A 13858-nucleotide genomic window follows, 5' to 3' on the forward strand; every position below is an offset into this window, starting at 1 on the left:
GCCGACCCTTCCCGCCTAGGGGGGGGAGGCCATCGGCGCCGCACCGAACAATTCAGACTTCTTCCCCCGCACCCTGCGAGGCTGCCGATGCATGCGCCGCTCACCCCTTCGTCGCGGCTGAAGCTGCATGCCGACGGCACCATCGAGGGCTATGCCAGCCTGTTCGGCGCGGTCGACCAGGCGCGCGACATGGTGATGCCCGGCGCCTTCACCCAAACGCTGAAGACGCGCGGCTTGCGCAAAATCCCGATGCTGTTCCAGCACGACCCGGCCGAGCCGATCGGCATCTGGCTCGAACTAACAGAGGATTTTCGCGGGCTGCGCGCGCGCGGCAAACTGATTCCGGACGTGCGCCGCGCCCGCGAATTGCTGGCGCTGCTGCGCTCGGGCGCGATCGACGGGCTGTCGATCGGCTACCGCACGAAGCGCGGCGTGATCGAGCCGCGCAGCCGGATCCGCCATCTGTACCAGGTCGATCTGTTCGAGATTTCCATCGTCACCTTCCCGCTGCTCGACGGCGCCCGCATCGACGCGGTGAAACAGGCGCCGCCGTCGCGGGGCCGCGCCCAGGCCGAACGCGACTGGCAGGCGATGCAGCAGGGCAGCCTGTCCAAAGATCTCACCGGCGCCGCGGACGTACCGGCGCCGGCGAGACGCGGCCGCGCGACGACCTCGCTGCGCGGCCGCGCCGAGCGCAAGCGCGCGCTGCAGGGCGTCGCGGCGCGAGCCATGTTCAGCCTGCGGGCGTGCAACCCGGGCGCCGACCCGCCGCGACGGTGATCGTCGGACGGATCGCCACCGGGCGCGACCGCGGCGTTACCAGGCCTCGCGCATGTGCCAGAAGTGGCGGCGGCCGGAGCCGGAATCGAACCGCGCCTTCTGCGCTTCGGTGAGGCCGGCATAGAACGTATCGAGCGACGGGCGCACCATGGCGATGGCCGTTATCATGGCGCCGGCGCGGCTTTCCATCGCCTCCATCCGGGCCGGCACGCTGCGCGACGGGCTGGAAGGGCAGGCGGCGCGCATCGTCTCGGCGGCCTTCGCGGCGCTGGCGGCATAGGCCTCGTAGGCGGCGCGCTGGGTGTCGTCGAGCCGCAGATCCTGGGCGACGCGGCTGGCGCTGGCGACCGTGAAGGCGCGCGAACCGGACCGGCACATCCGCCCGAACCCCGGGGCGCTCTCCGGCCCGTGGCCCGGCCAGAAGCCGCGATCCATCATCATCGGCGGTCCGTTGAACGGCTGGGCCGAGGCCGCGCCGCCACCCGCCGCCAGCAGCAGTGCGGCGAACATCATTCCACGAAGCAGTGTCATGTCCGAACCCTCTCGTTGCAGGGCGCACATACTCGCCGCTCGACCGCGCGGCGCATTGCGACAGATCAATCCTGCCGCGGCGACCGGCAGGGGATGCAGCGCGCCAGCGACAAACCCGACGCCGCGCGACCGACCCATTCACGCCGTCGATCCGCTTGTTGCGAGCTGTCGCGCGTGGCGGCTTCGCATGTCCGTTCACCCCGAAATCACCCACAAACCAGGAGACCACCATGGATTATGACATCACCGACACCGCTCCCGAGCACAAGGCCGGCTTTGCGCCCGGCCGCGACGGCGTCGACGAGCTGCGCTCGACGTTCGAGGAATTCAAATCGGCCAATGACGAGCGCCTCGCCAAACTCGAGCGCGGCCGCGGCGACGTCGTGCTGGAGCAGAAGGTCGATCGCATCAACGCCGCGCTCGACGCGCAGCACCGAAGGCTCGACGAGGTCGCGCTGAAGCAGGCGCGGCCGGCGATCGAGGGCGGGCGGCGGCCGGACGAGGTGGCGGCGATCGCGAGGGAGCACAAGAGCGCGTTCCACACCTATGTGCGCTCCGGCGACACCGAGGGCTGCGCGCGATCGAGACCAAGGCGATGACGATCGGCTCCAATCCCGACGGCGGCCATCTGGTGCCGGTCGAGCTGGAGCAGGCGATCGGCGCGCGGCTGGCGGTGATCTCGCCGATCCGCAGCATTTCCGGCGTCCGCGAGATCTCCGGCAGCGTCTACAAGAAGCCGTTCCTGATCACGGGGCCGGCGACCGGCTGGGTCGGCGAGACCGGCGCGCGGACGCAGACCGCCTCGCCGTCGCTGGATGCGCTATCGTTCCCGGCGATGGAGCTCTACGCCATGCCGGCGGCGACCTCGACGCTGCTCGATGATGCCGCCGTCGATCTCGACGCCTGGCTGGCCGGCGAGATCGACCAGGTGTTCGCCGAGCAGGAGGGCATGGCCTTCGTCAGTGGCGACGGCGTCAACAAGCCGAAGGGCTTTCTCAGCTATACCAATGTGGCCAACGCGTCGTGGAGCTGGGGCAACCTCGGCTACGTCGCCTCCGGCGCAGCCGGCTCCTTTGCGGCGAGCAATCCGTCCGACACGCTGATCGACCTGATCTATGCGCTGCGGGCGGGCTACCGGCAGAATGCGAGCTTCGTGATGAACCGGCGCACCCAGGCCAGCGTGCGCAAGTTCAAGGACTCGACCGGCACCTATCTGTGGCAGCCGCCGGCCACGGCGTCGGGCCGCGCCAGCCTGATCGGCTTTCCGCTGGCCGATACCGAAGACATGCCGGACGTCGCGGCGAACTCGCTGTCGATCGCTTTCGGCGACTTCCGCCGCGGCTATCTGATCGTCGACCGCCAGGGCGTCCGCGTGCTGCGCGATCCCTACAGCGCGAAACCCTGCGTGCTGTTCTACACCACCAAGCGCGTCGGCGGCGGCGTGCAGGACTTCGACGCGATCAAGCTGATGAAGTTTGCGGTGAGCTGACGAATGCGTAGGGCGGGTTAGGCGCCTCCGCCAGAGCCCGCAGGGCGAAGGCGGATGCGCCGTAATCCGCCACGTTTGTGAGGATCACTGCGGCTCGCTCGGCCGGTCGCGCTCGTGGCTCTCCGCCTCGGCTGCCGCGCAGGCATCGACGCCGCGGCATTTGCTTTTATAGACGAAGGTGCCGGCCACGGCCGAGCCGATCAGCACGACCGCCAGCAGCCACATCCAGTTTCGCTTGAGATAGGTCATGTCGTCGATTCCCCACGATTCGCGGCGTTGCGAATGACTGCTACCACATCACCTCCTGCGCAGGGCGGCGCGGGTGCGCGCGGCCCGTCAGCGCTCCTCGAACGCCGGCCAGCAGCCGTCGTCCTCATGGCTGCCGGTGCGCTCCTGGCAGCCATTGTCGAGCAGCCTTCGGCCGACGTCCTGCCAGACGGCGTTCGGGCCATTGAGCCGGATGGCATCGATAGTCTGGATCTCAATGGTGCGGTCGCAGCGCCGGCACCAGACGCGCAACAGATGAAGCGGGATTTCCGCCAGCCGGCGGCTCTGGATCGGCACGCCCTTTGTGCGGCCGCGAGGATCGCGCAGCACGGCGTCCCAATAGGCCTCGGGCAGGGGATCGCCCGGCCCAGGCACCGGCTCCGGCGGCACGGCCGCGCGCCGCGCGGCGTCGGCGGCCAGTTTGTCCATCTGTTTCGGTGTCGGCATGCGCCAGCTCGCGGGTCTGTCAGTCATGGAGGTGATTAGAACGAAACAAGAACGGATTGTCGAGTCTGATTATACGAGAACCAGAGACATTCATGGCTTCTGCAAACGGTAACCGAACTCTAAATTCTGACGTTTACGATGTTGCTTGGTCCGCAACGCGCGTCTGTCCGCAGCATCGATGACGACAACCATGCCTGCTTCCAGTAACGTCAGATATCACGCTACAGGCTCGGCACCGGCACATGGTATCCGAGTGAGCAACCTTGATTTTCGGCCGCGAACATGCCTACTTCAAGTTGTAGGTGAGGCCAAATGTCCCAAGCAGTGTCCGACCGCGCTCCAAGCAATGTTGATCAACTCTATGCCACGATACGAACAGCGATACGGTCCGCAGCAACCGTCGCTGTTTTCTACTTCGCGTTTCAGGCGCTGGAGGCATTAGGAGGTCAAGATACGAACCTGTCGATCGCAGTATCGCTGGTTTTCTCGGCATTTGCAGAGCTGAAATTCGCGATAGCGCTGGCAGGCATTAGCGCAACGACCATATGGGCTATAGCTGAACGCAAATTGCGTCACAGGAAAGTTGATTATTTACAGGAGCGAATCAAGCGCCTCGAAACCATCATTGATTCTGGCCGTAGTAGTTCCGGCTTAACGACTACAGGCCAGACGCATCCGGGAGACTTGATCAAATGACCGTTTATGCCGAAGCGATCGCCGGACTATTTGCATTTTCCTTGCTTTTGCTTTTTCTGTTCGGTCCTTGGCAGCAGACAGCCACCGATTTTGCTAGGCAAATTGTCTTCGAGCGTCGCGATCAGTGGTTTGATTTAGCGCATGCAGGGCACATCGATTTTGATTCGACCGAGTATAGGCAAGTGCGCGACGCACTCAATTCGTTGATCCGCTTTGCTCACGAGTTGACTCTTACGCGTTTTATATTCGCGATTGCCGCGGGCGAAACTGAAGGTCCATCTGAATCGAGCAAGGCAATCAGAAGGATTGTCGATGAGTATGCGCAGGGTGAAGCTCGTCGAATAATGACAGAAGCCCGGCAGGCTATGTTTGCGATGGTCGCCCTAAAGTCTCCGTTATTCCTATTAGTCGCAGCTGTCATCGGCACCTATGCGCTTCTCATCGGTGGTCTCACTCGTTTTCTTAATCTGTTTTCCGGTGTCGAACATGCGTTCGGCGAGCAGATGGAAGCAGAAGCCGAAAGCGCTTAATCGAGCACCAATAATCTGCGCGCAGTGCGGGTTTGCGCTTAGCGCGTTCTCCTGCAACAACAGCGCGGTTAATCGAGGGGTAGCGAGTCATGCCATTCGGGCTAATCTCACCGTATGGACTTTAGGCGAATGGTAAACAGCTTCAATTACATTTCCTTCGGTAACTGGGAGTATATCGAGGGAAACGTCGGTGTGGTAACCATGGGCCGTGGGCGCATGTTCGAGTACACGCCTCCTGATATCGAAAAAAGACTTGAGGGCCTTGATCCCACAGCGATTTCCTTTCTTGAGACGCTGCCTACCTTTTTGTGCAGCGAGATCAGATCGACCGGCAGCGTCGTATCCATGCTCATTAAGTACGGTCGTATCTCCTACACCGCGCCAGAGCGAAAAGAGGTCTCTACCACCTTCGTGACTCTTATCGATTTTGGTGAAGTAGTATTTGAAAACATCGAGACGGCCGGGGCGGTGTTTGGTGCGGATCGTTTTCAGCTTTACCGCACTCACTGGGCAGTCCGAGAAGGCGACGCGAAGGAGGTTCTAGCTCGGCTAGCTAAAATCAAGCCCGATTTTGCCGACCTCGTGTCGCAAGGCGCGCTTGCCCCTGCCGTTGTTGGGATCCAGCCACCGCCTCGCGACAAGAAAATCCTTGGCGTTGCCGACAGCGTGGAGTCATTCTTGAAACTGCTCTACGGCTCGTCGGCAAAGGAGGCGACCGAGACGTTCTTTCGAGGTCACATGGACGCCCGGTATGAACTGACGCCGTCCCTGCTGCGCAAATGGGAAAATGGCGATTGGCAGTTTATGCCGAGCGAAGATCGTCTTTGCAAGGAGTTGCTGATAGCTCATCACGATGAGTTTCATGGAGATCAGTATTGCTTCGACCGCATCGTTCGAATGCAGCACTACGGCCTTCCAACACGGCTGCTCGACATCTCTGGAAATCCGCTGGTGGCACTTTTTTTCGCCTGCTCGGGCAAGCCGGATGAACTCAAGATCGACGGTGAGGTTATCGTCTTCCAGGTTTCATCAGATCGCGTGAAATATTACGATTCGGACACTGTGAGTTGCCTAGCAAACCTCTCAAACCTGACCTACGTACAGAAGAACGAAATTGATCTCAGTCTCGACCAAGATGCTTTCAACGAGACGAACGTCGCTGGAAAACTTCTCCACCACATCAAGTCTGAGAAGGGGTTTTTTGAAGGGCGGATCGTTCCCGACGATCTTAGGTCAATCATCTGCGTTAAAGCCAAGCGCACCAACACGCGAATCAAATCGCAGTCCGGCGCCTTTCTGCTCTTTGGGCACGAGGCGGCCCTTCCCGATGCGGGCCAAGAGGGGATCGAAATTAGCCGGGTCACGATCCAGAACAAGGCGCAAATTCTCCGCCAGCTTGACCGCATAAACATTAACGCCACCACGGTCTATCCAAGCATTGACCAGACAGCAATTCACCTGCGGGAACGTCTTACCGAGCAGCGCTTGTGACAAGAAACAGCCGCGCTTTTAAGAGTTGAATGCCAGCTAGTCTGCCTTAGATTGTAGTGCGGGCTAGGCGTGCTTCGCGCCATAAGCCGCCGCAGCAGCGCCGTTAATTTTGCCCGGCGGACTACGCCCTTTGGGCTGAACCGCCCACAGGCCTTTGAAGTTACCACCCGTCCAGCAGCCAATGGCGGTTACGCCCGGTGCCCCCCATGAACGATCCACCGCTGCACAATCGCGTCCGCGGTTTCACGGACGAGGCGCTCGCCGACATCCGCCGGCGCTATGTGGAGACCGACGAGACGACGGCGTCGATCGCGGAATCCTATGGCATGAATCGCAACACGGTGACCGCGACCGCCAAGCGGCAGGGCTGGCCGATGCGGCGCGACAGGCCGCCGCGCGAATTGCCGGCGGAGTTGCGCGGCACCGCGCCGGCCACGGGCACTAGCGCCGCGGCCTTGGCCGCCGAGGCCGCCATCCTGGAGGCCGAAGCGGCCGACAAGGATGCGCTGCCGCTGGCGCTGCGGCTGGAGCAGGCGGTGGTCCGCGAGTTGGCCAGGGTGGAGCGGCGCACCGGCGGCGGCGTCGCCATGCGGCCCTCGGAATCCGAGCGCGTGGCCCGCACGCTGTCGACCCTGACCCAGACCCTGTTCAAGGTGCGCGCGCTGCGCGAGCCGGGAAGCGTGAGTGCCGATGCCCAGCATGACGACATGCCCGCCGACCTCGATGGATTCCGTGACGCGCTTGCGCGCCGCATTGAGGCGTTTGTCGCAAGCCGGGCTGACGACGGACTGGCTGGCGCAGGCGAACCTCCAGGCCCAGCTTCGCCTGCAGCATGATTTCGCGGCGCTGGCGCATCGGCATCAGGAACATGCCGAGACCGGCAACAATGGCGGGCCGTGGACGACCTGGCTGAGCCTCGGCGGTCGCGGCGCCGGCAAGACGCGCACCGGCGCCGAATGGCTGCGGGCGATGGCGCTCGGCCTTCCGCCATTCGCCCATCGCGCGCATGGCCGCCTCGCGCTGGTCGGCGAGAGCTGGTCGGACGCCCGCGACGTGATGATCGAGGGCGAGTCCGGCATTTTGAACGTCTCGCCGCGCGCCGAGCGGCCGCAATGGACCGCGACGCGCAAGCGGCTGGAATGGCCGAACGGCGCGATCGCCAATGTGTATTCCGCGGAGGAGCCGGACGCGCTGCGCGGTCCGCAATTCGAGGCGGCGTGGTGCGACGAGCTGGCGAAATGGCGCTATGCGGAAGCGGCGTTCGACACGCTGCAATTCGGGCTGCGGCTCGGCGACCGGCCGCGCCAGCTCATCACCACGACGCCGCGGCCTTTGCCGATCATCAAGCGGCTGCTGACCGACCCACGCACGCGGGTGACGCGGGCGCCGACGCAGGCCAATGCGGCGTTCCTGGCGCCGGCGTTTCTCGACGCCGTGGTCGGCCGCTATGCCGGCACGCGAATGGGCCGGCAGGAACTGTCAGGCGAGTTGATCGAGGACCGGCCGGACGCGCTGTGGTCGCGGGCGCGGATCGAGGCCTGCCGGGTGGACGCCGCGCCTGATCTGCCGCGCATCGTGGTGGCGATCGATCCGCCGGGCTCGTCAAAACCCGGCGCGGATGCCTGCGGCATCGTCGCCGCCGGACGCACCGAGAACGATATGTACTTCGTGCTGGAGGACGCCTCCGCGCGCGGCCTGTCGCCGGCCGCCTGGGCGCACAAGGCCGTGGCGCTGTATCGGCGATTGCACGCCGACACGCTGGTGGCCGAGGTCAATATGGGCGGCGAGATGGTCCGCGCGGTGCTGCGCGAGGTCGATAGTGAGGTGCCGCTGCGCGAGGTGCACGCCACGCGCGGCAAATATCTGCGCGCCGAGCCGGTGGCGGCGTTGTACGAGCAGGGCAGGGTGAAGCATGTCGGCGCCTTCCCGGAGCTGGAAGACGAGATGTGCGACTTCGGCCTGAACGGCCTGTCGTCCGGCCGCTCGCCGGACCGGCTCGACGCGCTGGTCTGGGCGATCACCGCGATGATGTCGAAGCGGACTTTCGGCGGGCCGCGGATACGGCTGTTGTAAGCATGCCGAAAACGACGCCCGCCCTTCTATCGCACCGGCTGCGGCATCGGACGCCATGCGGCGTCCCTACATCGGATATCAGCCGGTGATCAGGAGAGCAGCCGTCTCAACGGTTGCTTGCGTCGCGTTTTTTGAGGGCGGGGAAGACCCGACAAATCCGCCGCTTCCAGCGCGCTCAATTGCAGGAGGTAGCACAGAGTGTGCATGTTGGAGTTCTTGGCCATGCCGGCCAGATGAAGGCACATCTCGTGGATGTAGTCGGCAACTTCGCCGGGTTTCGCCATCGCCACCCCCCTTGGTTGATCCAAGGTAAGAGCGCGTCCCGCGTCGTTGCAATGGAACTCTCTGAGCGTGGTGAATCGTCGAGGCACTTGCCCAAAATTTGCGCAGGCCCTCACAGCCCCGCGCCTCAGCCTCTTGCCGTCTGCACCACCCAATCGCGGTACAGCGTCGGCGGCGTCACGCCGGCGAGGCCGCCGCAGCCGGCGGTATTATTCGCCCCGGTTTACCATGACACCACCCCGACGTTTTTCGCGGCGCCGGAGCGTTGCTGCACCAACGCTATGGTCGCGCCGTGCCGTCCGGCCGGTAGAGATATTGTTTGCCGTCCTTGGCAGGATCGATCATGAAAATGAAATCGTCGTCGTCGATCCCCTCCACCTTCACCCGCTTGAATTTCTTGCTCCAGTCCGGTGGCTGCAGTCCCATACTTCTGAGCGCCTTGGGACTATACCAGTTGGTTGCGCCATGGACCGGATCGTGAGCTGCCGGATCGCTGTCGGCGAGACGCGCATCGGCTGCGTGCAATGAATCGGTCAGGCTGGCGATGTAGCTGGCGCGGCTGTAATCGTCGGGGCTGTCGCGAAATCGGCTCTCGTGCAAGGACCAGTCGCTGATTTGCTTGGGATTGGACGGGAAGGTGGCTAGGCCGCCGTTGAAATTCAGCCATCCGTACATCACGCACTTCTTGGCATGCGCAGATCGGTCGCGGGCTTCATTCATACCGACGTCGGCGAGCAGTTCGACGTGTTCGAGCGGGTGCTTCGCAGTTACGCCCGAATAGGCCTCGGTGTAGTTTTTCGACAATTCCCTGCGCTCGTTCAGGAAGAGCGCTTTTTTGTTGATCTCGCCAGTGAAGCGCTCGGCGGTCTCGTTCAACCGTATCAGCCTTGATGCCCGATCGCCGAGTGGCTTCTTGTCGGCCTTCAGTTGCTTGATTTCGTCTTCCAGCTTCTGAATGTCGGCAAGAACGTCGTTGAGCTTTTTTGTGCGCTTGGCAACATCGGCCTCGCGCTCCCGAAGATTTGCCGCCATCCACGTTGCATATTGCTCATAGCCGTATTTGGCGCAGATGCTGCAGCGCTGCCGTCCGCCGGTGCCTTCCTCATAGTTGGTGGCGAGGATGCGTTTGCCGGCCGGGCAGGCATGGTCATGATAGACGTCGGGTTCCTCGTCTGCGCGGGTGTGGAACGGCATGCGCTTTTCCGGTGCTGCCTTGGCCGTCGAAGGCTTGCGGGCCTTGCGCGAAGGCTTGGGCGAGCCAGGCTGCGGAGTGGAGTCCGGTTGGGTGGAATCGGTCATTATTTCCTCCGACATCTTGCCTCAGTCGAAGAAGAATAACCGTTTGATCCACAACCTTGCGTTGATATGGGTCAAACGGTGTCGATGCCTACAGCCCCGCGCCCCAGCCGCGCGCCGTCTGCACCACCCAGTCGCGGTACAGCGTCAGCGGGGTCACGCCGGTGAGGCCGCCGCAGCCGGCGGTGTTGTTCGGACCCGTCGACCATGACACCACGCCGATGATGGTCGCGCGGCCGGATTGCGGCTGCACGACCGGCGCGCCGGAATCGCCGGTGCAGGCGCCAAGCCCGCCACTCGCCGGATCGACCAGTCTGATCTGCAGCCGGCCGGGCTGGCTGGTGGAGATCAACGATGCCGCGCGCACCGTGCCGCCGCTCTTGCCGTCGCCCGGCCGGGTGACGCCGATGCCGGCGATCGTGAAGGATTGACCGGCGGCGATCGGCTCCAGCGGCACGCCGAGCGCAGCCACCGGCTTCGATAAAGGCTGGCTCAGTTGCAGCAAGGCCACGTCGGCGCTGGCGCGGCGCGCCTGGATGCCCTGCGGGTTGAACTGCGGATGCAGCGCCACGCGGCGGACGTCGCGCAAGCTTGGCGCGCGGCTGGCGTCATACAGCACGATCTTGGTGTCGGTGTTGCCGTGCAGGCAATGCGCCGCGGTCAGCACCAGGTCAGGCGCGATCAGCGCGCCGGAACAGAAATTGCCGCGCGAGCCGACGATCGTGATCATCGAGGCGGCGATGCCGCTGCTGCTCTCCGGCGCGCCGCCGACCATCGCGGAGGCGGGCGCGATCAGCGCGAGCGCGACCAGTGCAGCAATGCATGTTTTGAGCGGCGGCTTCATCGGCGGATGTGAGCCCGTCCGCGCGCGATCTGTCAACTCACCCCGTCCACAGGAGCGACCATGCCGATCATCCTTGTGCCGCCAGCCGGCGAGCCGTTGTCGCTCGCTGAGGCGAAGGCGTTTTTGCGCGTCGAACATGAGGACGACGACGCGGTGATCGCGGCGCTGATCGCGGCGGCGCGCGGCCAGATCGAGGCGCTGACGCGGCGCGCGCTGCTGACGCAGACCTGGCGCGTCGTGCGCGATGGCTGGCCGAAGGATGGCCGCCTCATCCTGCGCGCCGGGCCGCTGCGCCGCGTGGTGGCGGCACGGGTGTATGACGCGGCCGGCGTTTCGCATGCGCTCGACGTGCAGCGCTTCGTGGTCGACGTCGCGGCGGATGCGGTCGCGTCGCCCGGCTGGGCATGGCCGGCGCCGGGCCGGGCTGCGGCCGGCATCGAGCTCGATGTCGAGCTCGGCTACGGCAACGAGGGCGCCGACGTGCCGGCACAGCTTTGCCAGGCGCTGCGAATGCTGGTGGCGCATTGGTACGATTTTCGCGGCGTGGTGGCGATCGGCGGCAACGCTGCGCTGCTGCCGGCCGGCGTCGCCGCGCTGCTCGGCCCGTATCGGGGGGTGTCGCTATGATCGACGCCGGGCGATTGAAGACGCGGCTCATGATCGAGGCGCCGGTCGAGCTCGAGGACGGGCAGGGCGGCGTCAGCCGCAGCTACGCGCCGCAGGCCACGCTATGGGCCGCGGTAATGCCGATCGCCGCGCGGCGCGACGTCGAGGCCGATGCGGATGGCGCGAGCGTGCGCGTGCGCGTCGTGCTGCGCGGGGGCGTGGCGCTGAGCTTGCAGCACCGGCTGCGCGACGGCGCGCGACTTTATCGCATCGTGTCGTTCCGCGACATCGACGACGGCCGCTTCGTCGAGATCGAGGCCGAGTGGCGCATCGACTAGTCCCAGGGAGTTCACCATGCCTGCTGCCCATGTCGCGCTGCGCGCCGCGATCCATGCCGCGCTCGTCTCGGACACAGGACTTGCCGCCGCGCTCGGCGGGCCGCATGTCCATGACGCGCCGCCGCGCGACGCGGCCTTTCCCTATGTGACGCTCGGCGACGCCCGCCTCACGGATATTTCGGGCGACGACGCGCCGGCCCAGGAGCATCAGCTTACGCTGCACGCCTGGTCGCGGCAGGGCGGCCACAAGGAGGCCCATGTCATCACCGGCGCGTTGCTCGCCGCGCTCGACGACGCGCCGCTGGCGCCCGCCGGTCATCGCCTCGTGACGCTGCGCTTTGCCATCGCCGACATCCGCCGCGAGGCCGACGGCCGCACCTATCATTCTCTGGTGCGGTTTCGCGCCGTCACCGAACCCTCGATTTAACGGAGCACATCATGGGCGCACAGAAGGGCAAGGACCTTTTGGTCAAGATCGATAGCGGCGCGGGCTATGTCACCGTCGCCGGATTGCGCAGCCGGCGGATCGCCTTCAACGCCGAGCTGGTCGACATCACGCACGCCGAATCCGTCGATCGCTGGCGCGAGCTGCTGGCCGGCGCCGGCGTGCGCCGCGCCTCGGTGTCCGGCCGCGGGCTGTTCCGGGACGGCGCGTCGGACGCGATGGCGCGGCAGGCGTTCTTCGACGGCGCGATCCTCGACTGCCAGGTCATGGTGCCGGATTTCGGCGCCATCCAGGGCCTGTTCCAGATCGCCAGCCTGGAGTTTTCCGGCGAGCATAATGGCGAGGTGATTTTCGACGTCGCCCTCGAAAGCGCCGGCGCGCTGAATTTTGCGGCGCTGTGATCTCACCCTCCCCTGGAGGGGGAGGGTCGTTCATCGCGATGCGTAGCATCGAGATGAGCGGGGTGGGGTGACACTTTCGATAGTTGCGCGCGTGGCTCACCCCACCCCGTCTCGCAAGACGCTTCGCGTCTGGCTCGTCGACCCTCCCCCTCGAGGGGAGGGTAAACAGGAGATCCACATGCCGAATTCCCATCGCGGTGAAATCGAAGCCGTGCTCGGCGGGCGCCGGCATACGCTGGTGCTGACGCTCGGCGCGCTGGCCGAGCTGGAGGCGGCGTTCGGCGCCGGCGACCTGGTGGCGCTGACCGAACGCTTCGGCTCGGGAAAATTGTCGGCGCGCGATCTGATCCGCATCCTCGGCGCCGGTCTGCGCGGCGCCGGCGAAGCGATCGGCGACGACGAGGTGGCGGCGATGACCGCGGTGGGCGGCGCGGCCGGCTTCGTCGGCATCGCGGCCGAGCTGATCGCGGCGACCTTCACGGAGCGGACAACGTCATGAAGCCGTTTCCGTGGGACGAGGCGATGCAGTTCGGCTTCGGCGTGCTCAGGCTTTCGCCTGACGCGTTCTGTCAGATGACGCCGCGCGAGCTTTCGCAGGCGGTGATCGGCGTGCGCGGCGCCGCCGTGACGCCGATCGATCGCGGCGGGCTCGAACAATTGATGCAACGCTTTCCGGACCAGGGAGTGCGCCATGAGTGATAGCAGCGACTGGTCGGCCTCCGGCACGCTCGACAGCCTGCGTGGCAAGACGCTGGATCTGACCGCGGCGGTGAGCGGCTTTTCCAAAGTGATGACGCAGGCCTTTGCCAGTTCGGTCACCGGCGGCAAGGCGTTCGAGGACGTCTTGAAATCGCTGGCGCTGAAATTGTCGGATCTGGCCGTCAAGGCGGCGTTCAGGCCGCTGGAGAGCGCGCTGGGCGGCGGGTTGCAGGCGCTGACGTCGGGGCTGTCCGGCACGCCGTCGACAAACATGCGGCTGTTCGCCGCCGGCGGCGTGATCGGCGCGCCCAGTTACTTTCCGTTGGGTGATGGCGGCGTGGGCCTCGCCGGCGAGGCCGGGCCCGAGGCGATCATGCCGCTGCAGCGCGGCGCCGACGGCCGGCTCGGCGTCGCCGGCGGTGGCGGCGGCAACAATATCCATATCTCGATCGCGACGCCCGATGCCGAGAGTTTTCGCCGCTCGGAGAGCTACCTCACCGGCCAGATCGCGCGCGCGGTGGCGAGGGGGCAGCGGAGTTTGTGATCCCGGTGTTGCAACAAACTCCGCCGTCATCCTGAGGTGCCGTCGCACATGCGACGGCCTCGAAGGATGTGCCGCAGACGCCAGCGTTTGTGGTCGCAT

Annotated in this window: 20 protein-coding genes and 2 pseudogenes; 15 read left to right on the top strand and 7 right to left on the bottom strand. The window is 65.2% G+C overall.

What is annotated here, in order from left to right:
* Positions 1–87: 87 nt before the first annotated feature.
* Positions 88–780: an HK97 family phage prohead protease gene (locus FNL56_RS12170; protein WP_143572991.1), complete on the top strand. Its 693-nt coding sequence runs from the start codon at positions 88–90 to the stop codon at positions 778–780.
* Between the two features lie 36 nt (positions 781–816).
* On the opposite strand, the gene FNL56_RS12175 is transcribed toward FNL56_RS12170, so the two are convergent.
* The gene (locus FNL56_RS12175) at positions 817–1311 is read right to left on the bottom strand and encodes a Spy/CpxP family protein refolding chaperone (protein WP_168202913.1); all 495 of its coding nucleotides are present in this window, start codon (positions 1309–1311) and stop codon (positions 817–819) included.
* A gap of 230 nt (positions 1312–1541) precedes the next feature.
* Between FNL56_RS12175 and FNL56_RS28395 the strand changes: the two genes are divergently transcribed.
* Positions 1542–1910 (top strand): phage major capsid protein, encoded by a 369-nt coding sequence (locus tag FNL56_RS28395; RefSeq protein ID WP_246661534.1) that lies wholly within the window; start codon positions 1542–1544, stop codon positions 1908–1910.
* A pseudogene (locus FNL56_RS12180) lies at positions 1808–2800 on the top strand (phage major capsid protein); the annotation flags it as partial. The gene FNL56_RS28395 and the pseudogene FNL56_RS12180, both read left to right, overlap by 103 nt.
* 84 nt (positions 2801–2884) lie before the next feature.
* On the opposite strand, the gene FNL56_RS27675 reads toward FNL56_RS12180, so the two are convergent.
* Together FNL56_RS27675 and FNL56_RS12185 are read right to left on the bottom strand one after the other, a co-directional pair.
* Positions 2885–3049: a hypothetical protein gene (locus FNL56_RS27675; RefSeq protein ID WP_168202914.1), complete on the bottom strand. Its 165-nt coding sequence runs from the start codon at positions 3047–3049 to the stop codon at positions 2885–2887.
* Positions 3050–3136: 87 nt separating this feature from the next.
* Positions 3137–3514: a hypothetical protein gene (locus FNL56_RS12185; protein WP_168202915.1), complete on the bottom strand. Its 378-nt coding sequence runs from the start codon at positions 3512–3514 to the stop codon at positions 3137–3139.
* Positions 3515–3826: 312 nt separating this feature from the next.
* Between FNL56_RS12185 and FNL56_RS12190 the strand changes: the two genes are divergently transcribed.
* The 5 genes from FNL56_RS12190 (at position 3827) to FNL56_RS12210 (ending at position 8304) form a co-directional block, all read left to right on the top strand.
* The gene (locus tag FNL56_RS12190; RefSeq protein WP_143572995.1) at positions 3827–4210 is read left to right on the top strand and encodes a hypothetical protein; all 384 of its coding nucleotides are present in this window, start codon (positions 3827–3829) and stop codon (positions 4208–4210) included.
* Entirely contained in the window at positions 4207–4740 is a 534-nt protein-coding gene (locus FNL56_RS12195; RefSeq protein WP_143572996.1) for a hypothetical protein, read from the top strand. The genes FNL56_RS12190 and FNL56_RS12195 overlap by 4 nt, the downstream gene beginning before the upstream one ends.
* A gap of 129 nt (positions 4741–4869) precedes the next feature.
* Positions 4870–6231, top strand: a complete 1362-nt coding sequence (locus FNL56_RS12200; RefSeq protein ID WP_246660942.1) for an FRG domain-containing protein — start codon at positions 4870–4872, stop codon at positions 6229–6231.
* Between the two features lie 206 nt (positions 6232–6437).
* Positions 6438–7067: a hypothetical protein gene (locus FNL56_RS12205; RefSeq protein ID WP_143572997.1), complete on the top strand. Its 630-nt coding sequence runs from the start codon at positions 6438–6440 to the stop codon at positions 7065–7067.
* On the top strand, positions 6955–8304 hold the full coding sequence (locus tag FNL56_RS12210; protein ID WP_143576139.1) for a DNA-packaging protein: 1350 nt from the start codon (positions 6955–6957) through the stop codon (positions 8302–8304). Before FNL56_RS12205 ends, FNL56_RS12210 begins: the two co-directional genes overlap by 113 nt.
* An 89-nt stretch (positions 8305–8393) precedes the next feature.
* On the opposite strand, the gene FNL56_RS12215 is transcribed toward FNL56_RS12210, so the two are convergent.
* From FNL56_RS12215 to FNL56_RS12230, 4 genes and pseudogenes are all read right to left on the bottom strand, one after another.
* Positions 8394–8588, bottom strand: a complete 195-nt coding sequence (locus FNL56_RS12215; RefSeq protein ID WP_143572998.1) for a hypothetical protein — start codon at positions 8586–8588, stop codon at positions 8394–8396.
* A gap of 125 nt (positions 8589–8713) precedes the next feature.
* Positions 8714–8830: pseudogene (locus FNL56_RS28400) on the bottom strand (S1 family peptidase); the annotation flags it as partial.
* 35 nt (positions 8831–8865) lie between these two features.
* A complete protein-coding gene (locus FNL56_RS12225) occupies positions 8866–9885 on the bottom strand; it encodes a hypothetical protein (protein ID WP_143572999.1) in 1020 nt (339 codons plus the stop codon).
* A gap of 88 nt (positions 9886–9973) precedes the next feature.
* Positions 9974–10726: a S1 family peptidase gene (locus FNL56_RS12230; RefSeq protein ID WP_246661648.1), complete on the bottom strand. Its 753-nt coding sequence runs from the start codon at positions 10724–10726 to the stop codon at positions 9974–9976.
* A 60-nt stretch (positions 10727–10786) separates the two neighbouring features.
* Here FNL56_RS12230 and FNL56_RS12235 point away from each other — a divergent pair, with 60 nt between their 5' ends.
* The 7 genes from FNL56_RS12235 to FNL56_RS12265 all read left to right on the top strand — a co-directional run bounded on the left by FNL56_RS12235 (position 10787) and on the right by FNL56_RS12265 (position 13759).
* Positions 10787–11353, top strand: a complete 567-nt coding sequence (locus FNL56_RS12235; RefSeq protein WP_143573000.1) for a head-tail connector protein — start codon at positions 10787–10789, stop codon at positions 11351–11353.
* Positions 11350–11670, top strand: a complete 321-nt coding sequence (locus FNL56_RS12240; protein WP_143573001.1) for a head-tail adaptor protein — start codon at positions 11350–11352, stop codon at positions 11668–11670. Before FNL56_RS12235 ends, FNL56_RS12240 begins: the two co-directional genes overlap by 4 nt.
* A gap of 16 nt (positions 11671–11686) precedes the next feature.
* Positions 11687–12097 (top strand): DUF3168 domain-containing protein, encoded by a 411-nt coding sequence (locus FNL56_RS12245; protein ID WP_143573002.1) that lies wholly within the window; start codon positions 11687–11689, stop codon positions 12095–12097.
* 11 nt (positions 12098–12108) lie between these two features.
* A complete protein-coding gene (locus tag FNL56_RS12250; protein WP_143573003.1) occupies positions 12109–12516 on the top strand; it encodes a phage major tail protein, TP901-1 family in 408 nt (135 codons plus the stop codon).
* Between the two features lie 178 nt (positions 12517–12694).
* Positions 12695–13015 carry a gene transfer agent family protein gene (locus tag FNL56_RS12255; protein WP_143573004.1) on the top strand — a complete coding sequence of 107 codons (321 nt, stop codon included), beginning with the start codon at positions 12695–12697 and terminating at the stop codon, positions 13013–13015.
* On the top strand, positions 13012–13215 hold the full coding sequence (locus FNL56_RS12260; protein WP_143582017.1) for a rcc01693 family protein: 204 nt from the start codon (positions 13012–13014) through the stop codon (positions 13213–13215). Before FNL56_RS12255 ends, FNL56_RS12260 begins: the two co-directional genes overlap by 4 nt.
* Positions 13208–13759 carry a phage tail tape measure protein gene (locus tag FNL56_RS12265; RefSeq protein WP_143573006.1) on the top strand — a complete coding sequence of 184 codons (552 nt, stop codon included), beginning with the start codon at positions 13208–13210 and terminating at the stop codon, positions 13757–13759. Before FNL56_RS12260 ends, FNL56_RS12265 begins: the two co-directional genes overlap by 8 nt.
* The last annotated feature ends 99 nt before the right edge of the window (positions 13760–13858 follow it).

Source organism: Tardiphaga sp. vice304, from assembly GCF_007018905.1.
Taxonomy (GTDB): domain Bacteria; phylum Pseudomonadota; class Alphaproteobacteria; order Rhizobiales; family Xanthobacteraceae; genus Tardiphaga.